General features: G+C 58.6%; 22 protein-coding genes. 10 read left to right on the forward strand and 12 right to left on the reverse strand.

The features are described from left to right. The first annotated feature begins 102 nt into the window (after nucleotides 1–102). Entirely contained in the window at nucleotides 103–1,470 is a 1,368-nt protein-coding gene (locus WA411_RS01890; RefSeq protein WP_136630418.1) for a WS/DGAT/MGAT family O-acyltransferase, read from the forward strand. Nucleotides 1,471–1,479: 9 nt separating this feature from the next. Here the strand turns inward: WA411_RS01890 and WA411_RS01895 are convergent, their stop codons facing one another. Both WA411_RS01895 and WA411_RS01900 read right to left on the reverse strand, forming a co-directional pair. Beyond that, the gene (locus WA411_RS01895) at nucleotides 1,480–1,887 is read right to left on the reverse strand and encodes an NINE protein (RefSeq protein ID WP_069182551.1); all 408 of its coding nucleotides are present in this window, start codon (nucleotides 1,885–1,887) and stop codon (nucleotides 1,480–1,482) included. Between the two features lie 364 nt (nucleotides 1,888–2,251). Continuing rightward, nucleotides 2,252–3,358, reverse strand: coding sequence for a helix-turn-helix domain-containing protein (locus WA411_RS01900; protein WP_291905213.1), 1,107 nt, complete (start codon nucleotides 3,356–3,358; stop codon nucleotides 2,252–2,254). Between the two features lie 225 nt (nucleotides 3,359–3,583). On the opposite strand from WA411_RS01900, the gene WA411_RS01905 reads away from it, so the two are divergent. Continuing rightward, nucleotides 3,584–4,489: a metal-dependent hydrolase gene (locus tag WA411_RS01905; RefSeq protein WP_136630421.1), complete on the forward strand. Its 906-nt coding sequence runs from the start codon at nucleotides 3,584–3,586 to the stop codon at nucleotides 4,487–4,489. 132 nt (nucleotides 4,490–4,621) lie between these two features. Here the strand turns inward: WA411_RS01905 and WA411_RS01910 are convergent, their stop codons facing one another. From WA411_RS01910 to WA411_RS01920, 3 genes are all read right to left on the reverse strand, one after another. Continuing rightward, on the reverse strand, nucleotides 4,622–5,407 hold the full coding sequence (locus WA411_RS01910; protein ID WP_291905209.1) for a class II glutamine amidotransferase: 786 nt from the start codon (nucleotides 5,405–5,407) through the stop codon (nucleotides 4,622–4,624). 48 nt (nucleotides 5,408–5,455) lie between these two features. Beyond that, entirely contained in the window at nucleotides 5,456–6,556 is a 1,101-nt protein-coding gene (locus WA411_RS01915) for a GGDEF domain-containing protein (RefSeq protein WP_291905208.1), read from the reverse strand. Nucleotides 6,557–6,662: 106 nt separating this feature from the next. Next, on the reverse strand, nucleotides 6,663–7,478 hold the full coding sequence (locus tag WA411_RS01920) for an SDR family NAD(P)-dependent oxidoreductase (RefSeq protein WP_069182546.1): 816 nt from the start codon (nucleotides 7,476–7,478) through the stop codon (nucleotides 6,663–6,665). Nucleotides 7,479–7,683: 205 nt separating this feature from the next. Between WA411_RS01920 and WA411_RS01925 the strand changes: the two genes are divergently transcribed. Together WA411_RS01925 and WA411_RS01930 are read left to right on the forward strand one after the other, a co-directional pair. Next, on the forward strand, nucleotides 7,684–8,142 hold the full coding sequence (locus WA411_RS01925; RefSeq protein WP_069182545.1) for an NfeD family protein: 459 nt from the start codon (nucleotides 7,684–7,686) through the stop codon (nucleotides 8,140–8,142). A gap of 2 nt (nucleotides 8,143–8,144) precedes the next feature. Next, complete coding sequence (locus WA411_RS01930; RefSeq protein WP_136630425.1) at nucleotides 8,145–9,179, forward strand: SPFH domain-containing protein; 1,035 nt, start codon at nucleotides 8,145–8,147, stop codon at nucleotides 9,177–9,179. Nucleotides 9,180–9,193: 14 nt separating this feature from the next. Here WA411_RS01930 and yfbR read toward each other — a convergent pair whose 3' ends face one another. Further along, complete coding sequence (gene yfbR / locus WA411_RS01935) at nucleotides 9,194–9,787, reverse strand: 5'-deoxynucleotidase (RefSeq protein ID WP_291905201.1); 594 nt, start codon at nucleotides 9,785–9,787, stop codon at nucleotides 9,194–9,196. A 106-nt stretch (nucleotides 9,788–9,893) separates the two neighbouring features. Between yfbR and WA411_RS01940 the strand changes: the two genes are divergently transcribed. Continuing rightward, on the forward strand, nucleotides 9,894–10,718 hold the full coding sequence (locus WA411_RS01940) for a substrate-binding periplasmic protein (protein ID WP_291905199.1): 825 nt from the start codon (nucleotides 9,894–9,896) through the stop codon (nucleotides 10,716–10,718). Nucleotides 10,719–10,720: 2 nt separating this feature from the next. Here the strand turns inward: WA411_RS01940 and WA411_RS01945 are convergent, their stop codons facing one another. Together WA411_RS01945 and WA411_RS01950 are read right to left on the reverse strand one after the other, a co-directional pair. Beyond that, entirely contained in the window at nucleotides 10,721–13,546 is a 2,826-nt protein-coding gene (locus tag WA411_RS01945; RefSeq protein ID WP_291905811.1) for a DUF748 domain-containing protein, read from the reverse strand. Nucleotides 13,547–13,625: 79 nt separating this feature from the next. Continuing rightward, nucleotides 13,626–14,909 (reverse strand): MHYT domain-containing protein, encoded by a 1,284-nt coding sequence (locus WA411_RS01950; RefSeq protein WP_291905198.1) that lies wholly within the window; start codon nucleotides 14,907–14,909, stop codon nucleotides 13,626–13,628. Nucleotides 14,910–15,145: 236 nt separating this feature from the next. Between WA411_RS01950 and pdxH the strand changes: the two genes are divergently transcribed. The 5 genes from pdxH to WA411_RS01975 are packed head-to-tail and all read left to right on the forward strand — an operon-like array spanning nucleotide 15,146 to nucleotide 17,941. Further along, complete coding sequence (gene pdxH / locus WA411_RS01955; RefSeq protein ID WP_291905810.1) at nucleotides 15,146–15,781, forward strand: pyridoxamine 5'-phosphate oxidase; 636 nt, start codon at nucleotides 15,146–15,148, stop codon at nucleotides 15,779–15,781. Continuing rightward, on the forward strand, nucleotides 15,750–16,508 hold the full coding sequence (locus tag WA411_RS01960) for a 4'-phosphopantetheinyl transferase family protein (protein WP_291905195.1): 759 nt from the start codon (nucleotides 15,750–15,752) through the stop codon (nucleotides 16,506–16,508). The genes pdxH and WA411_RS01960 overlap by 32 nt, the downstream gene beginning before the upstream one ends. 33 nt (nucleotides 16,509–16,541) lie before the next feature. Beyond that, the gene (locus tag WA411_RS01965) at nucleotides 16,542–17,123 is read left to right on the forward strand and encodes a DNA-3-methyladenine glycosylase I (RefSeq protein WP_291905191.1); all 582 of its coding nucleotides are present in this window, start codon (nucleotides 16,542–16,544) and stop codon (nucleotides 17,121–17,123) included. A gap of 57 nt (nucleotides 17,124–17,180) precedes the next feature. Continuing rightward, entirely contained in the window at nucleotides 17,181–17,486 is a 306-nt protein-coding gene (locus WA411_RS01970) for a DUF6482 family protein (protein WP_291905189.1), read from the forward strand. Next, nucleotides 17,483–17,941 (forward strand): DUF3429 domain-containing protein, encoded by a 459-nt coding sequence (locus WA411_RS01975; protein ID WP_153634214.1) that lies wholly within the window; start codon nucleotides 17,483–17,485, stop codon nucleotides 17,939–17,941. The genes WA411_RS01970 and WA411_RS01975 overlap by 4 nt, the downstream gene beginning before the upstream one ends. 33 nt (nucleotides 17,942–17,974) lie before the next feature. Here the strand turns inward: WA411_RS01975 and WA411_RS01980 are convergent, their stop codons facing one another. The 4 genes from WA411_RS01980 to ectA form a co-directional block, all read right to left on the reverse strand. Further along, nucleotides 17,975–18,973 (reverse strand): sigma-70 family RNA polymerase sigma factor, encoded by a 999-nt coding sequence (locus WA411_RS01980; protein ID WP_291905187.1) that lies wholly within the window; start codon nucleotides 18,971–18,973, stop codon nucleotides 17,975–17,977. Between the two features lie 138 nt (nucleotides 18,974–19,111). Then, on the reverse strand, nucleotides 19,112–20,554 hold the full coding sequence (locus WA411_RS01985) for an aspartate kinase (protein WP_069182836.1): 1,443 nt from the start codon (nucleotides 20,552–20,554) through the stop codon (nucleotides 19,112–19,114). Between the two features lie 50 nt (nucleotides 20,555–20,604). After that, nucleotides 20,605–21,873 carry a diaminobutyrate--2-oxoglutarate transaminase gene (gene ectB, locus WA411_RS01990; RefSeq protein ID WP_291905184.1) on the reverse strand — a complete coding sequence of 423 codons (1,269 nt, stop codon included), beginning with the start codon at nucleotides 21,871–21,873 and terminating at the stop codon, nucleotides 20,605–20,607. A 207-nt stretch (nucleotides 21,874–22,080) separates the two neighbouring features. Then, nucleotides 22,081–22,596, reverse strand: a complete 516-nt coding sequence (ectA, locus tag WA411_RS01995; RefSeq protein WP_291905181.1) for a diaminobutyrate acetyltransferase — start codon at nucleotides 22,594–22,596, stop codon at nucleotides 22,081–22,083. Nucleotides 22,597–22,724: the final 128 nt, after the last annotated feature.

The raw sequence follows: 22,724 nt of genomic DNA on the forward strand, positions 1-22,724 counted from the left end.
ACACGGTTTGGCCCATCCGGGTGAGGGAATGCGAACCGGGGTCAATTCCGTTGCCAGCCATCTGAGCTACTATTGTGGCAACACCAATTACAAGGACGCCCCGTGAAACCTCTCAGCCCGACGGATCAGCTTTTTCTATGGCTGGAAAAGCGGCAGCAGCCCATGCATGTGGGCGGTCTTCAGCTGTTTTCTTTTCCCGAGGACGCACCGGATGATTACGTCGCCCAGCTCGCAGACCGGCTCAGGCAATTCACCAAAGTAACGCCGCCGTTCAACCAGCGCCTGGATTACCGGCTCGGCCAGCCAGTCTGGGTGGAAGACGAGCATCTGGATCTGGAGCACCACTTCCGTTTCGAAGCGCTACCGACGCCGGGACGGGTAAGAGAGCTGTTGTCGTTTGTTTCGGCGGAACATTCCCACCTGATGGACCGGGAGCGACCACTGTGGGAGTTCCATCTGATTGAAGGGCTGGGGGAGCGCCAGTTTGCCGTCTATATCAAGGTACATCATGCCCTGGTGGACGGCGTATCGGCCATGCGGATGGTCACCCGGATGCTATGCCAGGATACCGGCGAACGGGACATGCCGCCGATCTGGGCCATGCCACCCCGCCCGTCCCGTGAAAAGGAGGATGGTGGCCCCTCCCTGTGGCGCAGTGTCGGCCATCTACTGGGTGAATCCGGCAAACAACTGGGCACGGTGCCCACCGTGGCCCGGGAACTGCTTAGAACCATCAACAACGCCCGCAAGGACCCGGCCTACTCCTCCATCTTCCACGCACCCCGCTGCATCCTGAACCAGAAGATTACCGGCTCCCGGCGCTTCGCGGCGCAATCCTATGAACTCAGTCGGATAAAGGCGGTATGTAAAATCTACAGGACCACGGTGAATGACGTGGTGATGGCCATGTGTGCTACTGCGCTGCGCAGCTATCTGATGAACCGGGACGCGCTGCCAGAGAAACCGCTGATCGCTATGGTCCCGGTATCCCTGCGCCGGGATGACAGCTCAGGCGGTAACCAGGTGGGTGTTATCCTCGCCTCGCTGCACACCGATGTCACCAGCCCGGTCACCCGGCTGATGCAGATCCATGAGGATGTGAAAGCCGCCAAGGACCGCTACGCCCACATGTCCCCGGAAGAGATCATCAACTACACCGCTCTCACCCTGGCGCCGGCAGCGTTCCATCTGCTCACCGGCATGGCTCCGAAATGGCAGACCTTCAATGTGGTGATCTCCAACGTGCCTGGGCCACGGGAGACCTGCTACTGGAACGGCGCAACCCTGGACGGCATGTACCCGGTCTCCATCGCCATGGACCGCCTGGCCCTGAACATGACCCTGACCAGTTACGGCGACCAGGTAGAATTCGGCCTCATCGGCTGCCGCCGAACGCTACCCAGCCTGCAGCGGATGCTCGACTACCTGGAGGAAGCCCTGGTTGAACTGGAGACCGCCGCCGGCCTGTAAGCAGCTCGATCAGCCGAAGCGGCGCTCTTCGTTGCGGATGGAGATCTGGTTGTTCAGGGTCCAGAAGTCATACAGCACACCAATCAGGAACAGGCCGCCGGTCAACAGGTAGATGATTCCGGTAATCCACTTGCCCATGTACATCCGGTGAATCCCGAACACACCCAGGAAGGTCAGCAGGATCCAGCCGATGTTGTAACTGACTTCACCTTCCCGGAACCGCAGGTCCGCCTCCCGGTCCATGGCCGGGATCAGGAACAGGTCGATGATCCAGCCGATGAACAACAGCCCCAGGGTAAAGAACCAGATGGTGCCGGTAACGGGTTTGCCGTAGTAAAACCGGTGCGAGCCCAGGAATCCGAAGATCCAGAGCAGGTAGCCGATGAGTTTGCTGTGGGTGTCTGGCCTTTGGGTCATGTTCGTTTTCATCCTCTTGGGTTGGTGTCTGGTTTCAATTATGGCCCTAGCCTGGTTGATTTGGGGGCTGGCCGGGGGGAAGGAATTTTTTCCCTCGGGAAAAACAACTCGCTTCGCTCAGACATCTTTTTCCTGTCGGGAAAAAATTCCTTCCCCCCGTCCGTCGAACCATTGTGGCATGGGATCAGAAAAACAAATTAAGAACGAGCAATAACTCTTCTGACGGCATTCTCAGCTGTCAGCAGGGCGTGGGGTGGGGCTTTATTTTTTCGGGGAAAAAATGTCTGAGCGAAGCGAGTTGTTTTTACCCGAAAAAATAAAGCCCCGCCCTGCGACCACGCTCCCAAACGTGAGGTCCCTGAAATTAGGGCCCCACCTCGGGCGCAGGGTCCGGACCACCCTCACGAAACTCGCTGGCCGACTTACCCGTCCACTTACGAAAAGCCCGGCTGAAGTTGGACAGGTCCGCATAACCCAGCTCATAGGCAATCTCGCTGACGGACTGGTTGGTATAGCGGAGTAACTGGATCGCCCGGTCTTGCAGAACCGACTCGAGGATTTCACGGTAGCTGGTATCGCGGTCGGCCAGGCGGCGTTTCAGGGTTCGGGACGAGACGCAGAAACGCTCGGCCATGGCTTCCAGAGACGGCAAGGGGCCGGGCATCATCCGGAGCATGTTCCGGATGGCCAGGACAATGTCACCCTGCTCTTTCAGGGCCTTCTGGAGCTCGAACTCACACTGATCTCGGGCCATGCGGGAGGCTTCGGCGTCGGCCAGGCGCATGCGCACTTCCAGAAGCTCCCGGGGGAACACCATCATTTCATCCGGCTGGCCGTATTCGAATCGGACCGGTAGCTGGTTCGCAAACTGCCGGTAGCAGGGCGGCTCCGGCGCGCTCAGGCGAACGGTGACGCCCGGGAGCTTGCCGTCTTCCAAAGCAAAGCCGTGTCTGGCAGCGTCTTCCCGGTCCAGGAGCTGTTCGGTCAGCAGGATCAGGGTGGCGCTCACGGTCTCGGCGAGAAACGGATAGAGGCCGGGCACTTCGAATTCGGTGCACAGCTTTACCAGCACCTGATCCCCTGCTTCGGACTGGCTCATACTGAGGAACGGCACCCGCAAATGCAGGTAACGGCGCACGGAATCCAGGGCATCGGCGAAGGTGGGGCTGGTGAGGGCCGCGAAGCCCAGGGTGCCGTGAATGGTCAGGCGCAGTTCGCGGGCCAGCATGAAACTGAGACCGTCCTGCCCGGCCAGGTTCACGGCCCGCTTGGCCATGATGATGGCATCGGTGACAAAGACCCGGCTGTCGTTGGACTTGAGATCGTCCGGGGAGAATTCGAGCCCTTCATAGAGTGACCGGTCGTTATACCCCAGTTGCCGGACGGTTTCGGCCAAGACCCGCAGGTAAGCGCCCGGCACCAGGAACAATCCCAGCATCTGCCGTTCTTTGTCCGGACCAATTGGGCTCATTGGCATTCCTTATTATTGGGGTGGCTGAAGCACTTCAACTGACTCTATCAGATGCCTCTTGCCGCTACAGTGGGGCCCGGTACACCATGCTCGCCGTCAGCATGGCCAATCAAATCCCGGGCCGTGTCCCATCCTGATCGACTGCCGTCCCCTTTGCGCATTCCTGCCTGACCTTGACTGCCCCACACTGGAGCCATGACATCAGCCAGAGTGAGGAGTACACACATGCTGAGCAACAAAACCGCAGAAAACAAAGCGGCTCCGGTTACCCGGGCCTCGAACACCCCGGACAACGTCACCATCACCGCCCAGCGCATGGGGTTCGAGTTTGGCGAGCAGGTACCCCGTTACTGGGTCGACAACAGCTACACCATCAGCCACATCATGAATGCGCTCTCGGTGCTGTTCCCCCAGGGCGAGCAGTTCTTTGTCGATTCGGTAAGGGCGTTCCGGGACAAGATCTCCGATCCCAAGCTCAAAGAGGAGATACGCGGGTTCATTGGCCAGGAGGCCATGCACTCCCTGGAGCACATTGCTATGAACCAGCACGTCCGAGACCAGGGCATGCCGGTGGAAGAGCTGGAAAAGCATCTGGAGGTGGTTCTGGGCATCGCCAAGAAACTGCCCAAACGGCATCAGCTGGCCATCACCTGTGCCCTGGAGCACCTGACCGCTATGATGGCCGACATGCTGCTGGAACGTGACGATGTTCGCCAGGACATGGACGAGACCATGCGCCCGCTATGGGTTTGGCATGCAATCGAGGAAACGGAGCACAAGGCGGTAGCCTACGACGTATTCCAGGCAGCAGGCGGCACCTACGCCGAAAGAACCTTTTATCTCGCTTTCAGCACCGCCGCCCTGGGGGTGATGAGCACCTACTTCACCAGCCGGATGATGCTGAACGACCGCAAGAATTTCTCATTGAAAGACACGGCCTCAGGTCTCTGGCGCCTGTGGGGCCTGAACGGCACCTTCTCCAGCCTGATTCCCACATGGCTGGAGTATTTCAAGCCCGGTTTTCATCCCTGGGATCACGACAACAGCGACCTGATTGCCCGTTTCAAGGAAGAAATCCAGGCGCACATCGCACCGCAATACAAGAAAGGTAATCGCAGGACGCTTCAGTAAACCACGGAAGCAACTCCCAGCCCTGAAGGGAATCGGGTGGGGAGGTCTTTGTGCAGGGAAAATGATGTCTGAGCACAGCGAGTTGCCTTTTCCCGGAAGAAAGACCTCCCCGCCCGATTCCCAACTCCCGGGTCAGGCATTCGGCTCAGCGACGCCGGATCGAATGACTTCTCCTTTCTTCCATAACCGCCATTCACCCGGCTGGTAGACATCCCACTTTTCATCGGTGGTCAGTGGCTCCGTCACAATCACGCTGACGATATCGTTTGGCGTCGTCTCCGATTCAAAGTCCACCGTCACGTCCGCGTCTTTCAGGCGAGCGGGACCGAACGGGGCCCGCCGGGTAATGCTGGCCATCTTGGTGGTGCAGTAGGTAAACAGCCAGTCGCCGTTACTCAGCAGGAGGTTGAACACGCCCTGGCTGGCATACGCCTTCGACAGGGTTACGAGCCGATCGATGATGTCGTCGGTCGGGGTGTTCCGGTCGCAATGGCTGCGTAAGTGGTTAAGGATGTCGCAGAACAGGGCTTCGCTGTCGGTGGTACCGACCGGCTCGTAAAAGCCGGGATTCGAACGGAAACCGGAGAGCTGGCCGTTGTGGGCGAACACCCAGTAGCGGCCCCAGAGTTCCCGCATGAACGGATGTGTATTGGCCAGGCAGATGTCGCCGACGTTTGCCTGGCGGATGTGGCAGATGGCTACTTCGCTCTTGATCGGGTGGGTCTGGACCACTTCGGCGATTCGGGAACTGGCGCTGGCATCGGCGTCGTGGAAGGCCCGGACGCCTTTGCCCTCGTAGAAGGCCACACCCCAACCGTCCTTGTGGGGGCCGGTCTGGCCGCCGCGGCGGGTGAGGCCGGTGAAGCTGAAACACAGGTCAGTGGGCGTATTGGCGCTCATGGCCAGCAGTTCACACATGGGCTAGGTCAATCTTGCAAGGAAATGATGGCCCCAAGAATACCGCAATCAGCCTGCTTCGACAGTCAGAATCTCGAGCTGGCGTGGGTTGTGACCAGCCCCCACAACCCGATTTCGACCGGCCCGCTTGCCACTGTACAGCCAGCGGTCCGCAACCCGGAGCAGGCCTTCAGCTTCCCGGCCGTGATCTGGCCACTGGGCAACCCCGAAGGAGGCGGTCACCCGGATACGGGCATCACCATAGGGCAAATCGCGTTCAGCAATCCGCTGGCGCAGCTCATCCATCAGGACAAACGCATCCGCCGGCTTCACATCCCGCAGAATCAGGCCGAACTCCTCGCCACCGAGGCGGCCGACGAAGTCCGTGTTTCTCAGGCGCTCGGTCAGGCATCGGCTGATGTTTTTGAGAACATAGTCTCCGGCCTCGTGGCCCAGGGTGTCGTTCACAAGCTTGAAGTGGTCAATGTCCATGACCACGAGAGCAAAACCGGCTCCGCTGCGATCACACTCGGCGATGGTCCGATTCAATGTGCCCTGGAAGTTGCTGCGATTGGCGAGGCCCGTCAGCGCATCAGTCTGGGCCATATCCACCAGGCGCTGCTCGGCCTCTTCGCGGCGGCCCTCATACAGGTGAATGAAGGCCAGCATCAGGGCACCGCACAACACCATGTTGAGCAGATCGATCATCGCGTGGGGGCTGCCGACCTGGCCAAGGTGGATGTAGTAGATAACGCCGCCGACGATCATGAAGGGCGCGCTGAGAATCATGCCTTCTTTCTTGCCGAGCAGCAGGTAGGCAAGAACCGGCATCATCAGCACCCAGACGAAAGCGGACACCGAGGCTTCTGGCAGCAGCATTATCACGAGGAAAAATGCGAACAGAGGCACCAGATAGGCATAAACCCATTGCTGCAGGTGAGGCGTGGATTTCAGGCGCCAGACGCCGAAAAACAGCAACGCGCTGGCACAGAGTTCACCAATGCCCACCCAGAGGAAACCATTGAGAATCTGCAGGCATGCGAAAACCACCAGTGCCGAGCCAGTGATCAGAAAAAGCAGCCGCATCAACGAGCGGCGATGGCTGTCCCGCAGACCTGAGCGGCTCTGTTCCAGTGTGGCCCCCAGGTCGGAATGGTGAGGCGTATTCATGCTGACTCTTCCTTGGATCAGCTTACGAGTATAGCCCCGAAACACTGTTTGTAAAATGTACAGCAGGCCCGGTTCTTCACGGGCCCCTGACACTCAGCCGCACGCATCAGACATACAGGTTCTTGCGAGAGAAGCGTTCCACCAAAGGCTGATAAGCCGAACCCAGCAGACGGTTGATGGCGTCGATACCCCAGGCGTCCGGGCCTACCAGGATGCGGGACTCGTTCTTGAGGATGCCTTTCACAATGGTCTCCGCCGCTTTCTCGGGCGTGGTCATGGCGAGCTTGTCGAAACCCTTGCGCTGGGCGACGGCATTCTCGGACTTGCCCATACGCGCGGCATTGGCAATGTTGGTGCGGATGCCACCGGGGTGCACACAACTCACCGCCACCGGCTGGTTTTCCAGCTTCATTTCCTGCCTGAGGGCTTCGGTGAATCCGCGTACCGCAAACTTGGCGGCGTTGTAGGCGCTCTGTTTGGGCACGCCGATCAGTCCGAACACGCTGGACACATTCACCACATGGCCATCGCCCGAGGCAATCAGATGTGGCAGGAAGGCACGGGTGCCGTGGGCAACACCCCAGAAGTCAATGTCCATGACCCATTTGAAGTCCTCGTCGGTCATCTCACGTACCGTTGCAGACAGTGCCACGCCCGCATTGTTGATGACCAGATTGACCTGACCAAAGTCTTTTACAACCTCCTCGGCATGGGCAAAGATGGCATCCCGATCCGAGACATCCAGCCGGTAGGTCTTCACGTCGGCATTCCCGAGCGCTTCCGCCGTTTCAGCCAGGCCGGCCTCATTGACGTCAGACAGCGCCAGCCGGCAGCCCCGGTCCGCCAGGGACTTGGCGAGCGCGCGCCCGATACCCGAGCCGGCACCGGTAACAACGGCAACTTTGTTCTTCAGATTCTTCATGGTCACGGACCTCTTGTTGTGTGCTCTGGCAATTAAAGCAGATACTCTAACAATTGCCTGTCCGGGGGATATGGCTTTAGTGAACCAGGCCACATGGCACTCCGGCCACCCTCTGACGCGGCATCCGGTTTCCGGTACAATCCGATGCCGACGGCCGGTGTGCGACACCGAGCCTCCCCCTTCCCCGAACCTGTGGATTTTCTTTATGGAATGGAGTCTTACGCATTTCTGGCTGATCCTGGCGCTGGTGCTGAGCCTGGCTGAACTGGCCTCGGGTGTTCTGTTACTTCTGGCCCTGGGCATTGCCGCGGCGCTGACCGCCTTGCTGGCTTTTCTGGGCGTACCATTTGAGTGGCAGCTGGCCGGCATGGGGGTGTTCTCGGGAATCCTGGTGCCTGTCGCCATTCGCTGGATACGACCGCGCTTCTCTCCCAAAGGCGTGGCCTATGGCACGACCGGCACCGGAGTGGAGCAGGGCCGGCGTTACCAGACCCAGAAACGGGATTTCGATGGTGCCACGGGCATCAAGGTCAACGGCGATTTCTATCGCCTGCGGGTCACTGACACCGGAGAAACCGACCTTCCGGAAGGAACCGACGTCATTTTCAAACAGTTTGACGGCACGACCGCCGTTGTTGAGACGATCACACACAAGGAACAGTAAGCATGGAACAGTATCTTTCACCCGGGCTGATCATCAGCCTGATCCTGGTCGCTATTGGCATCTTCATCATTGCCAAGGGACTGGTCATCGTTCGCCAATCCGAAGTCATGGTCATTGAGCGGCTGGGTTCTTTCAATCGCATTCTTGAAAGTGGCGTGAACATCATCATCCCCTTCATCGAGCGGCCACGCCCAATCACCATGATTCGCTACGTCCGCATGGGCGAAGACTACCATCCGGTGATGAGCGATGAGGTCCGGATTGACCGCCGGGAAACGGTTATGGACTTCCCTGGACAGCCGGTGGTGACCACCGACAACGTCACGGTGAAGATCAACGGCGCCCTGTATTACCAGATCATTGACCCGCGCCGGGCCGTTTACGAAGTCGCCAACATGAGCCAGGCGGTGGAGGTTCTGGCCAAAACCACCCTGCGCTCGGTGGTGGGCAAGATGGAGCTGGACAAGCTGTTTGAATCCCGCAGCGAGGTGAACAACGCCATCCAGGCCGAGATGGAAGAGGCCGCTTCCAAGTGGGGCGTCAAGCTTACCCGGGTGGAAGTCCAGGACATCAGCATGCCGGAAGAAGTGGAGGAAGCCATGCGGTTGCAGATGGCTGCAGAGCGCAAGCGCCGGGCCACGGTCACCGAAGCGGAGGGGGAAAAGTCGGCGGCTATCGCCATGGCACAGGGCCAGCGCGAATCCGCCATTCTGAATGCCCAGGGCGACAAGGAGTCGGCCATTCTCCGGGCCCAGGGTGAGCAGGAGTCCATCCGTCTGGTACTCAGCGCAATGGGCGACTCTGAAGAGAACAAGCAGACGGTTATTGGCTACCTTCTGGGCCAGAGCTATATCAAGGTTCTGCCCAATATGGCGAAAGAGGGCGAGCGGGTGTTCGTACCCTACGAATCCTCAGCGCTGCTCGGCTCCATGGGCATGTTCCGCGAACTGGCCGGCAGCCCCGAGGACACGGTTCGCCAGCATCTGCAGCGCGATGGCCTGCGCGGCGGGATGGTCGGCGCGGCAGGCAACAGCTAAGCCCCGAGAACCCATCAACCCAGCAGATTGTCCAGGGGTTGGTCGTAACTGGGGGCGAATACCTTCAGGAAATAGGCAACCTCTGGCAATCCGTCTTCCTCCAGGCGGTTGCGGATCTGTTGGGCGGCCGGCTCGAACTCCTCGTTGCCGGCCCGGATCTCCGCCTGGCACTTGAGCCATGCCGACAGCCTGTCGGCGGCCTTGATCAGCTCCCGGTCTTCTGACGGTAGCCGAGACTCCCGAACATAAGGTGAAAAATCCTCTCGCAGGTCCTCGGGCAACAGCGCCAACAGTTCCGCCTCTGCCTTATGCTCGATGTCCCCGAATGCCTCTCGCATCACCTTTGAATGGTATTTCACCGGTGTCGGCATATCACCGGTAATCACCTCCGTCGCATCATGGTAAAGCGCTGCTGCGGCAATACGGTCGGCGTTCACCTGGCCACCGAAATGCCGGTTGCGGATGATGGCAAGCGCATGGGCCAGGGTTGCCACCTCCCAGGAATGGGTAGCCACATTCTCCTCAATAGCATTGCGCATAAGCCCCCAGCGTTTGATCCAACGCAAGCGGGAGACATAGGCGAAAAAGTGGCTGGCAACATTACCCATCGGTTACAGACCTGTTTTGCATTAGTTCATAATCTTTTGCTTCAGGTACACAAAATCCCCATGCTATTCTCAATACGTATTCAATTGTTACATAACCGGGAATATTGTGTCCGCTCGATCCCACATTCGGAGACTACTGGCCACCCTTGCTGCCTCTATTATGCTGGTAACGGCGCCGATCCAGGCAGATGAAACCGAAATCACTGTGGGCGTTTACCATTTTCCCCCGATCGCCAGTGTTGACGGTAGCGGGCAAGCCACAGGCCTGCTGGGCGACCTGCTTCAGGAACTCGAACACGCCCACCCAACGTTCTCCTTCCAGGTGTTTCATACCTCTCCCAAGCGCCGATACCTGGATTTCGATGCCGGGCTCTACGACGTTATCTTCTTTGAAAGCCCAGACTGGGGCTGGACAGAGAAGGACGTGGACATCACCCGTCCAATCCTGGCCGACGAAGAACTGTACGTCGCTCTCAAAAAGGACGGCAGAGATTCCTCATTCTTCGATGATCTGAACAAGCGATCCATCGTCGCTATTTCCGGCTATCACTACGGTTTTACCGGGTACGAAACCGACAACTCCGTGCTGGAGCAGAAATTCGACATCGAATTTTCCGACAGCCACAGCCGCAACATAAATCTTATCAAGGCCGATCGGCCTTCCGTTGCGGAAGTTGCGATTGTCAGTCACTCCTACCTGCAGCGGCACCTGGCCAGGCATCCGGAAGACTGGGACAAACTGCTGATATCGAGTGAACCGGACCAGCGCTACCAGCTCAGGATCATTGCCCGGAAGGGCGGCGCCGCCAGTGCAGACCAGATGCTCGAACTGTTGGCGCCACTGGTGGACAATGGCCGATACCGGCAACTCGTCGAAAACTGGGGGCTCCAGTTACCAGCGGGCTTTCTGACCAGCTTCGAGGCACCCTGAGGTCAACGCACATCCAGGTTAAAGGCGACGATCACGTTACCTTCGCCACCCACTTCGGCATTACGGGCCGGATCGAGCAGGAATAGCTGATCAGCCGGTACTCCGTGCGTTTGCTGCAGGACATTCCGCAAGGTTACCCCTCGTGAGGAGGCCAGGTTACTCAATGCTTCCGGCGCCAGTGACCGCTCACCGGCCAGATAGGCTTCCCGGGCCTCCTGCCACTCTTCCTCGGACAGTTCCTGTTCACCACCAGCGGTCAGATCGTCCCGCAACAGCGCAAGTCCGTCAGCCTGGGGCTCAACATTACCCCGAATATTCAGCAACAGGTCCGGGCGTTCCAGCAAGGCGTCCGCCAACGCCGCCAGCTTTTCGGCCTCACCCTCGGCCAGCTGGATACTGCCGGGAACAAAGCTCACCTTGCCCAACTCTTCCCCGCTCAACCCGGCCAGCTCCGCAATCGAACCAAGCATACTGAACGGTGACGCCGCGGCCTTCGCCAACAGGTTTACGAATGCCCGCATCACCACCTTGCCGACACTGAAGTCCGGGTCGGCCAGGTCGCCGCTGATCGGCAGGTCCACTTCAATAACCCCTTTGCTGTCCCTGAGCAGGGCCAGACCCAGTTTGACCGGCGCATTGACGGCGTCGTCGCTGGCTATGGCGGAACCCAGTTCCAGCCGATCCATCACCACCAGGTTGGAGGCATCGATTCGTGAGCCGGCAATCTCGTAATCCAGGTTAAGATTCAGCTTGCCACTGTCCACGCCGTAGCCCAGGTATCGCCCGAAATACGGCGACAGCGCCGGTAGCGACAGATCCTGCATGATCAACCGGAGATCGCTGACATCCTCGGTGCCGAGGGTCCCAATGGTGCCTTCAAAATCGAGGTCCGCCACGCCGCCGACCCGACCCCTTATGGATACCTTGCCCTGCTGCGGGGAAATGTTGCTCAATCCGGTTACGCTGCCATTCAGCTCACCAAACGATGTGGTGAAGGCGGGATCCAGCGTACGATCGGTGTAGGCCAGCTCACCGTTCTCAAGCATCAGCTGTCCAATGCGGAAAATGAATTCGGGCTCGGAGTCGCCGGTTCCCTCTGCGGCCTCCGGGGCCGGTTCTTGTTCCCCGGCGGAACCGGCCCCCTTGGCAATGCGCTCCACGTTATGGACGCTGTCGGTATTGCGGACAATGTTGATCCTCGGCTGGGCCAGGGTCACGGTGCCGATTTCCAACCGGGCAGGGTGGACGTTGTATTCAATCGGCGCCAGGCGCAACGTTTGCCATGACACCAGCGATCCGGAACTGTCAGGCAGTTTCAGGTCCAGGCCGGCCACTTCCGCAGTTCCGCTGAAGGTGCCGGTGAGCGGGTCCTGTTGGCCATCGAGGTCCAGATTGCCATCGAGGCCCAGAGTACCGTTGGTTATGGCGAGGTTGGCGCCCTCCTGCACGTATGGCTCGAAGGCCGCCAGCGCGACACCGCTCCCGGATATGGCCGCTTCCAGGGTAAATGGCGCGGGCGTAACCTGGCCATTCAGCGACAACTGCCCACCACTGGCCAGGGTTCCCCGGGCTTCGTAAGTAACCGGTTCCTCCAGCTCGTGACTTATCCGCCCTACCGAAATCGAGAGTTGCTCAAGAGCAATTTCAGCCGCCGTCTCCGGCTGACTGTCCTGCCAGAAAACCCGACCGTCGGAGAGCGCCAGGCCCGCGACTGACCAGCGGAACGGCTGCCCGGCAGACGATGCGTCGTCTGCGCTTTCAGCCTCTCCCTGTTCGGAGGCCAGCGGCGCCAACCAGTCGATTTCCCCCGCTGCACTTCGCGCCAGGGCGAGATCGAGCTTGTCCAGGGACACCTGGCCGATACGGACCTCCCTCCGGTTGAGGTCGAAACCGATGGCATCCACCGACAGCAGGGCGTTCGTCAGCCTGGCCTGATCACTCTGCTCATCCAGGGCGACGGCAAGATTCTCGAGTTTCAGCTGACCGTTGGTCGTTTCCAGGTAAAAGGCGTCTCCGGCCTGGATTTCATAGTCCGAGCTGAGAGTAACGCTGCCGCCACGCAGGTCGTAGGGGAAAAACGGCGCCAGAAAGTGCGCCAGGGTTTCATAGCCCACCGCCGACACTTTGAGGGTACCGTTGGAATAGAATGGCGCGACACTCAGATCCCCTTGCCACTCGACGGTCTGGCTACCCAAAGCCGCCAGCAGGGAGTAATCGCTGTCCTGCCCGTCCCGTTGCCAGGTGGCGAGGTCGTTCAGTGTCAGATCCAGCGGGGTAATCCGAAACTCTGCCATTTCCTGCTTGGTGAAGTCCCGGAACAGCATTTCGCCGCCGTTCAGCGCAATTTGACCAAAATAGAGCCTGGGTGGGCCGGTTTCCTCGGCTTGCGCGGCCGGGGGCTGATCCTGGACGGCCTCCGAATTGGCCGCCTGCCAGTCCCTGGCAAAATTAACGCTGTAATCCTCCAGGAGGTCTACCCGAACGTAAGGCTCGTCCAGCTGAATGGCTTCAAAACCGGCAATTCCGCGAATCAGCTGGAAAAAATTCATGTCCACCATGAGCCGGTCAAAGCCAACCACCTGCTCGCCCTCCGCATCGGCCGCAGACAGTCCCAGAGCTTCTACCCGAAGGGTAAAGGGATTGGTACGGATATCGGTGATTTCTGCCTGCCAGCCCATACGCTGGTCCAGCTGCTCTGGCACCATCCGCTCCAGCCACCAGGGAAGCAGCAGGAACCCTGCCAGGGTGTACAGAATCAGAAGCCCCAGGAATCCGATCAACAGATTCCTGGGCATGCGACTGCTTTTACGGCTCTGGGCCACAGACATCTCCTTATAACCGGCGGATTCCCGGGGCAATCTTGCCCACCTGCCTGTTCACAAGGATAGTCGGCCTTGTGCCGGTTTGTCAGCTCTGTAGCTTATGACCCGGCAACACCAGCTCCGGGTCAGTGACCATGTTGGAAAACTGGCCAATCTCTTCGGGGTCTCTTGGCACCATGGCAGCGCGGATCAGCTTGCGCGTGGAATTTCCGGTTGCCGGGTAAGCAGACTGGCCGACACGCCAGGTGACCGGCATAGCCGGAGTACCAATACGCTCATTGATCTGGCGGAGCCGTTTGTACATGAACGCGTGCTGGCTGTCCTCATGATCGGGCACCAGGGCAAAGAAGGCGCTGGCTGAATACCGGGCCAGATAAATCGGGTCCGACATCTGGTCCAGCAGCGCCGCACTGATTTCCTTGACCACCGTATTCAGCGATCCTTCACCCATGCTGCTGGAAAGCTCCCGGAAGTTGGCAATATCCAGATAAATCAGGGCAAATGGGTTACCGCCGGCGTTGTCCCGGGCAAGGATATCCAGCAGACGTTCCTCCAGTGCTGAACGGTTGGGCAGGCCGGTCACGGTGTCTACAAAAGCCAGCTCTGCCACCCGCTGATCTTCCTCCGCCTTGCGTACCGCAACGGCACGCTGATGTTTCACATCCAGGACAGTGACCACCAACGCGACAGCAAGCAGCGCAATGCAGAAAACGGCCAGCGGGATGCCCATCCAGTCCCCGCGCAGGCCGTTGTCCACTGCAGGAACAGCACCTTCAGGAAAAGTCATCGCCATCATGCCGGTGTAGTGCATGCCACAGATTGCCGCAGCCATCACCAGGGCAGCCACAAACTGAATGGCCAGGGATCCCGCTCCGTCCATGCCCTGAAGCTTGCGGCACAGTGCAAGCGCGACACCGGATGCGACAACGGCAATCACGATGGAAACGGCAAGAAATCCAATGTTGAATGTCGGCGGCGCAGACATTCGCATCGCGTACATTCCCAGGTAATGCATGACAACAATGCCGCCGGCCATGAAGAGCGTCGCACCAGCAAACAGAGGCGCTCCCAATCGCTCCCGCCCGATAATATGCAGGGCAATGCCTGAGGCAACCACAGCCGCGAGCCAGGAAACCGCCGTCATCAGGACATCGAATGTCATGGCGACGTCCATCGGCATAGCACGCATTCCGACAAAATGCATGGTCCAAACGCCGGTTCCCATCAACACGGCACCAGCGGCCAGCCATTTTATACGCTCGCCATCTTTGGCGTTGGTCAATCTGGCGCCGAAGAACAGGGCAGCGTATGCAGCCAGCACAGCGACCAGAAAGGAAGCAGCCACAAGGGGCAAATTATATTCGGACATCATCTCGTTCGACCTTTTAGTGGTGTGTTGGAACGGGTCAGATTTCCCGGTTGCTCAATGCTGACCTAGATCAACGTCCGGTTAGATACGGGCTAAGTGTGAATTGGGTCTCATTCTATTGTTGGCTTTATGTAACAGACTCCGACATAAGCATCGCTGACAGACAGGCCTGAACCCGATATGCTTCGGAATCGTATTTATCCCGGGCCAGTAGAACTCGAATGAGAGGGAGCATTATGGATATCGGCGATATGCGTCGTGATTTCGAGAGTGAGGGGCTGGATCGCGATGCGCTGGACAGTAATCCGGTCAGGCAGTTCCAGGTCTGGTTTGAAGATGCCCGGGAGGCAGGCATTCTCGAGCCCAACGCCATGTCGCTGGCGACCACAGGTCGGGATGGCATGCCGGACCTGCGCACGGTCTTGCTGAAATACTTCGACGACGAGGGTTTTGTCTTCTACACCAATTACGGCAGCCGGAAGGCGCGGGAAATGGAAGAGAACCCCCAAGCAGCCCTGCTATTTCCCTGGATCGGACTGAATCGTCAGGTACGGATTCAGGGGGCCGTTGAGAAGGTAAGCAAAGCAGAATCCCTGCGCTACTTTGCATCACGACCCCGGGGCAGTCAGATTGGCGCCTGGGTATCCGAACAGAGCAAGACCATCACCTCCCGAGGGCTGCTCGAACAGAAGGTGGCCGAAATCAAACGCAAATTCAGTGACGGCGAAGTGCCCCTCCCAAGTTTCTGGGGTGGTTATCGCATTGTCCCCGACCGTATCGAGTTCTGGCAGGGCCGGCCCAGCCGGCTCCATGACCGCTTTGAATATGTGAGGGACGGCGATGGCTGGCTCATCCAACGACTTCAGCCCTGATGACCGCCCATCTGTCTGGCTTTGCCACCAGACAGATGGGCCCGAGATCGCCCACCCGGCCTGGCTGACCGACTATGAACGCGAGACCGTGGGCAAATTCAGTGGCCCCCGGGAGCGGGAATACCTGTCCAGTCGCTGGCTTATTCGCCAGGCCATTGGCAAATCCGCCATGGTTCCGCCCAACCATTGCTGCCCGGTGGCCGGCCGCCCCAACGCTTCCGGTTCACCCGAGGGCTGGCGGTTGTCTCTCAGCCATAGCCAGGGTCTCTCCGCCTGCGCCACTCGGGCAGACTCACCCATCGGACTGGATCTCGAGCCCTGCCAGCGCCATGCCCAGTGGCAGAAAGTGGTCAAACGCTGGTTCTCCCCGGTCGAACAGGAATGGCTGTTCCGGGAAGACGACTCGAATACCTTCCTCAAGGTCTGGACCCTCAAAGAAGCCTGGCTGAAGGCAACCGGGCGCGGCATTGCCGGCAACCTCCAGACCCTGGAGGTGCGCAAGAATTTCGAGATCTACGGCGACCAGCCGGAACAGGACTGGCAAGCCGCCTGCTGCTACATTGAGGGCTACCTGGTAACCGTGGTGTTTCGGGGAAGCCGGCCGGTATGGCCGGAAATTACCTTGCTTGAACCGCCGCCCCACGATTTCTCACTGGTGGATGCAGAACCCATCGACGCCTCCTGGGAGCCACTGTTCCAGCGCACTATCCGTTGCAAAACCCCGTGACTCGGGCCAGACACAGATAAAACAGGTCAGTTTATGGACACCCCGGAACGCTGCCCATGGTGTGGCGACGACCCACTCTACGTGCACTATCACGACACCGTGTGGGGCCGCCCCGAATACGACGATCTCGCCTTGTTCGAAAAACTCTGCCTGGACGGTCAACAGGCCGGCCTGAGCTGGATCACCATCCTGCGAAAACAGGAGAACTATCGCGCGGCTTACGATCACTTCGATCCGGAAAAGATCGTGCAATACGACGAGAGCACGATTGAGGCGCTGCTCAGCAACCCGGGCATTATCCGCAACCGGCTGAAGGTACAGTCAATCATCAAGAATGCCCGGGGCTATCTGGATTTGCGTGATAAAGGCACAGGGTTCAGTGACTTTCTCTGGTCCTTCGTTGAACACCAGCCGATCCAGAACCGCTGGCGCTCCTTTTCCGAGGTTCCCACGGCCACGCCGGAATCCGAAGCCATGTCGAAAGCCCTGAAACGCGCCGGGTTCACCTTTGTCGGTCCTACCATCGTCTACGCGTTTATGCAGGCAACGGGCATGGTGAACGACCATCTGGTGGCGTGCCCACAACATCGGGAGTGCTATTTACTGAGCCAATGATCTCAATAGGCTGAGGGGTCGTAAGTTCTGGAGTGTTATGAACCACGGAGCTTGTCTGTGCGAATCACCCTCGACCAACTCAGAAGCATGCAGAGTCCGGTTATCGACCTGCTTGAGATCCTTTCGCTTGAGGGCCAACATTACATGGCGCGCCTCAGCATTGATGACCAACCTCTGCTGCTCTCTGAAAAAAACGGCACTACCTCACTGTTCCGAAGCGCCTGGCAAGTCCAGGATACCCTGGCTTCGTTTGATATCCGTGAAACCCAGGTTGTGCACCCTTCCGCCTACCACGAAATGGTTGGCATGGAACCTTCAGAAGTTGAACCCATGAGAATCCGGGTTCAGAGGCAAAAACCGTGATTGCAGTAGCAAGACTCGCCATCCTTGTTGGCATCGCGGGGCTGGTTCCTTTTATCGGCCTTCTCGCAGGGCTGTTCTTGATGCCTCAGTACAGCGTGGCGCTGCTGGGCTATTTCTATCTGTACAGTGCCGGTATCCTGGCCTTCATGGCTGGCGTCTACTGGCCCATTGCCATGCAGTTGGACAACTGCTCCTATCCCCTCTCGCCCATCGTTACCATACTGCTTAGCCAGGTATTTTTTGTCTCAGCAGGCCTCGGCTTGCTCTTGCCGGTAACCGGTCAGATTGTGCTCTACACCATCGCCTATCTGGCGCTCTACATGGTGGACGCCCGCTGGATGAAGGTTTACTGGCCCGCCTGGTATTTGCGGCTTCGACTTCTTCTTACCTCAGTGGTTGTAGTTTGTCAGCTCACAGCGGCCGCCTGGTTTTTCCTTCTCCACGCGGCGCACTGAGTCTTTCCGGGAAGTGCAGAGCCTGATGGACTATCAGGCTCCAAAGGCGTCTTCAGGTGTTTCGTAGCGACTTTGCAGTTTCCTCAATGCGGTCTTCTCAATCTGGCGCACCCGCTCCCGGCTGATACCCAGATCATCGGAAATCACCTGCAGGGTTTCCGGCTCCGGCAGTCCAAGACCGTACCGACGCGACAGGATGTCCTTCTCCCGATCACTCAGCTCGCTGAGCATGGATTTGAGCGTCCGTCGACGATCGCGATCAGACATTGGATGGTCGGGCGCCATCTGATCGCCGGCGTCCAGACTATCGCCAAGGGTGACCGAACCGTCCTCCACCAGCGGAACATCCGTAGACAGCTCCCTGGTTGCCAGGGCTCTCAGTTCGCCAATCCTGGACGGGCTGGCTTCCATCTCGCGGGCCAGCTCGGTCTGGGACGGCGTCCGGCCCAGGCTCTGGTGCAGCCTCAAAGACAGCTTCTGCAGCTGACGGATTTCATCCACCACGTTTTCCGGCGTATGCACCAGACGGGTACCGCGCTGCAGGCAGCGTTTGACCTCCTCACTGATCCACCAGTAGGCGTAGGTCGAGAAGCGGAAGCCCTTGGTGGGATCAAACCGCTCCACGGCCTTGATCAGGCCCACGTTCGCATCCTGAATCAGGTCTGACATGGGGATGCCGTGCTGCCCGTAGCGACGGGCGATATGCACCGCCAGACGAAGGTTGCTCTGGATAAGCTTGCGCCGACAGGCCGTGGCGAGGTGGAACGCCCGACGACATCGGGACGAAAACGCACAGGCATCTCCGAGGCTACCAATCACTTCCCGGAACGTCTGCGGGGTGTCCGCCGGCAGGACCAGTTCGGTACTGATGATTTGGTAACACAGAGTCAGTTTGCGGGAGAGGCGGCGTTCAGCCTCGTCTGTCAGCAGTTCATACCGGGACGCATCCCTGAAGTACAGCCCGACCAGGGAATCCCTTTCACCATCGTTGGGCGTTGTCGGAGACGGTCCCAGCCTTTCAGTCGTTCGCATGGCTAAGGTACCGGTCAAAATTTACATCAGGGAATACGACGTGGAGAAGCTGATGGATTTACCGGGGGAGGGTCAGTAAAAACCCACAGGCGACACGAGCGGTCGGCCTGTGGGCATCGCCTGCAAAGCTATGGCAGCTCAGGCTGCGACAATGGCGTACTCGTGGTTATGAGGCTCGATGAGTACGCCGTGCAGAGCAACGATCGCCTTCTCGTAGTCATCCTCATCCACCACAAACTGGATATCCACCTGACGCATGCACTGGTGCAACGCCAGAACGCTGATTTCCTCATCAGCCAGCGCCTTGACGGAGCGGGACAGAATGCCCGGAACCTTCATATCGCTGCCGATCGCCGAAACCACAGCCACTTTCCGGGTGTTGATCTCGGCATTGGGGAACTCTTCCTTCAGCGCCTTGACCACCCGCTTGACGTGTTTGAGCGTGCTGCCCACGTAATGGGTGATGGTGTTGGCGTTGGTGTCCTTGGACATGAACCGAACCTTAAAACGGCTCAACACATCCAGGATACGGCGGTCGGAACCGGGCTCGCCCTGCATGTCCTGATCGAACACTTCCACGGCAAACACACCCTTGGCGCCGGCAATGATCTCCACCTGGGGTTTCTCACTGACGTAATCGCCGGTGATCAGGGTACCGGTGTGCTCCGGTTCAAAGGTATTCATCACCCGCAGCGGAATCTCGTTCTGGCGCATGCCCTTGCCGGCACGGGGATGGATCGCCTCCATGCCCAGGTTGGCCAGCTGGTCTGCCACGTCGTAGTTGGTGCGGCCCAGGGGTACCACCTTGTCCGCGCCAACGATGTTGGGATCGGCAGAGCTCAGATGGTATTCCTTGTGGATGATCGCCTCGCGGGCCTCGGTGATCACGGCCACCCGGCTGAAGGTCATCTCACTGTAGCCGCGGTCGAAGGTCCGCATCAGACCTTCTTTACACTGGGCATAACCGGTCACGATCGGCAGTTCGCGGCTCAGGTCCACGGCATCGAAGGCCTGCTTGAGCTTCTCGTCAAGCGGCAGCAGCTCGTTGTCGCGCCAGCCGGTCAGATCCACGAAGCGGGCATTGATGCCTTCCTGCTGGAGCTTCAGGGCGGTGTTGAAGGCACTGTGGGCCTCACCGATGCCGGCCAGCATTTCACGTACAGTGAGCAGATGCTCTTCCAGCTGGAACTGGCCGTAGGAACACAGGCGCTGCAGGTCGATCAGGCAGCCCCGCACACCCTCGATGCGGTCGGTGATGAACTGGTCCGCCTGCTGCTTGAGCATCGGGTCTTCGAACAGCTCACCGTTGATATCAGTCAGAAACTTGACCAGTTTGGTGAGGTCGTCGCCCCAGGCCCAGTCCGACTCGGCATCCGCAAACAGGGCATAGACGCCCGGCTCACCGGTCTTCTTGTGCTCCAGCAACTCGTTGGTCACGCCACCGTAGGCAGAGACCACAAAAATGCGCTGGTACAGATTGTCCTTCTTGCGATTACCGATAATGATATTGTCACGGACGGCCTCGTAGTTACTCATCGAGGTGCCGCCGATTTTTTCAACGGTATGTAGTTGGCTGGTCATAATCTTGCCTTTGCTATCCTGCAGCATGAATGTCTGGAAGTGCGGGCGCCTTACGACGCCTCGCTGAGCCCTTCCTGCATGATTTCGTCCACACTTTTCGCCAGCAGGGCAGCCCCTTTCTTCAGGTCTTCCTCGCTGGTCGTCAACGGCATCAGGCACTTGATGACTTCATCATTCGGACCACTGGTCTCGATGATCAGGCCGTGCTCGAAGGCACGTTTGGTAATCGGGCCTGTGATGTCCGCGTGGGTTGCTTCAATACCACGCATCAAACCGCGCCCCTTCATTTTGAACTGACCGGGGTACTTGTCGCAAATCGCCTGCAGCGCATCGCCCAGAACCTTGGTCTTGGCCTTGACCTCGTTGGCGAAGGCGTCGTCTTTCCAGTAGTTCTCAACCGCGGCACGGGCAGTGATGAAGGCCATGTTGTTACCACGGAAGGTACCGTTGTGCTCGCCCGGATCCCAGATATCCAGCTCCGGCTTGAACAACACCAGCGCCATTGGCAGACCATAGCCACTGAGGGACTTGGAAACCGTTACGATGTCCGGCTTGATGCCGGCGAATTCAAAACTGAAGAACTCACCGGTGCGGCCATTACCCGCCTGGATGTCATCCAGAATCAGCAGGATGTCGTGCTTCTTGCAAAGCTCAGACAGCCCCTTCAGCCATTCCGCGCGACAGGCGTTCAGACCACCCTCGCCCTGGACGGCTTCCACAATCACCGCCGCTGGCAGTTCGAAGCCCGAAGAGCCGTCGCTCAGCAGTTTGTCCATGATCGCCAGGGTATCGACATCATCGCCCAGGTAGCCGTCGTAGAACATGAAATCGACATTACCCAGCGGCGTACCAACACCGCCCCGGTGGTGCTTGTTACCGGTGGTGGCAACGGCACCCATGGTGACGCCGTGGAAACCATTGGTGAAGGAAATAATGCCACTGCGGCCTTTCACCTTGCGGGCCAGTTTCAGGGCCGCTTCGACACAGTTGGTGCCGGTGGGGCCGGTAAACTGCATTTTGTAGTCCAGGCCGCGGGGATCCAGGATGTGCTTCTTATAGGCTTCAATGAAGTCGTGCTTGGCCGTTGTAAACATGTCCAGGCCTTGGCTTACGCCATCTGCCTCGATGTATTCAAGCAGTGCTTTCTTCAGGGTATCGTTGTTGTGGCCGTAATTCAGGGAACCGGCGCCAGCGAGAAAGTCCAGGTATTCCTTGCCATCTTCGGTATACAGATGCGCGTTCTTGGCGCGGTTGAAGATAACCGGAAACGCACGGCTGTATACACGTACTTCGGATTCAGTCGACTTGAAAATTTCCATCGTCTTGCCTCTTAGCATGTCAGGTTCAAGGTAGATGCGCGGCGGCTTAGCAATACTTACGGATGTGTTCGTAAAAGGCCCACCGTGCGTTGATTAAAGCCTTTTGACAGACCTACCTCAGTGGCCCGCCGGCTAATTCAAATCACAGCTTTACAGTCGTTCACAGCCCCGCAATCAGATGACGGGGCCGATCCTGGACCGCGGCTCTCAGACTGGCTTCGTAAAAGGCCCGATACGCAGCAGAAACTCGGAATCATGGTTTCCGCCAAAGTGGGTCTCTTTCTCGAAGTGCTCGTGGTAGGTGAGCTCGGCTCCCATATCACGGGCGAATGAACGGAACAGCGCCCATGAGGCCTCGTTGTCTTCTGTGATGGTCGTCTCCATGTGGCTGACGTTCTTGCACGCATCACGACCAACGATTTCTTTCAGCATCCGCTTGGCGAGGCCCTGTCCACGACCTTTTTCGTGAACCGCCACCTGCCAGACAAACACGGTTTCGGGCTGTTGGGGAGGGATGTATCCGGAGATAAAGCCGACCAGATCGCCTTCCTTCTCCGCGGCCACGCCGGTTTCGGCAAAGTGGCTGCACTGCAACAGGTTGCAGTAAATCGAGTTGGGGTCCAGCGGCGGGCACTCGGCCACCAGCTGGTGGAGCCTGTAGCCATCATCCTTCACCGGTGTGCGAAGCGTGATGGCGGTGGTATTCGATCCTTCTGATGTCATAACGTGATCAGTTCGTGGCAAAAGTTAGAGGTGAATTATATAGACCACAAAATATATTTCAAGTTGGCCCCGGAACCCGCCCACGGCAAGGCCCCAACTCACTCTTTCAGAATAGACCGGATTGAAGC

It is taken from the genome of Marinobacter sp. CH_CUG1437-1 (assembly GCF_037029655.1).
Lineage (GTDB): Bacteria > Pseudomonadota > Gammaproteobacteria > Pseudomonadales > Oleiphilaceae > Marinobacter > Marinobacter salsuginis.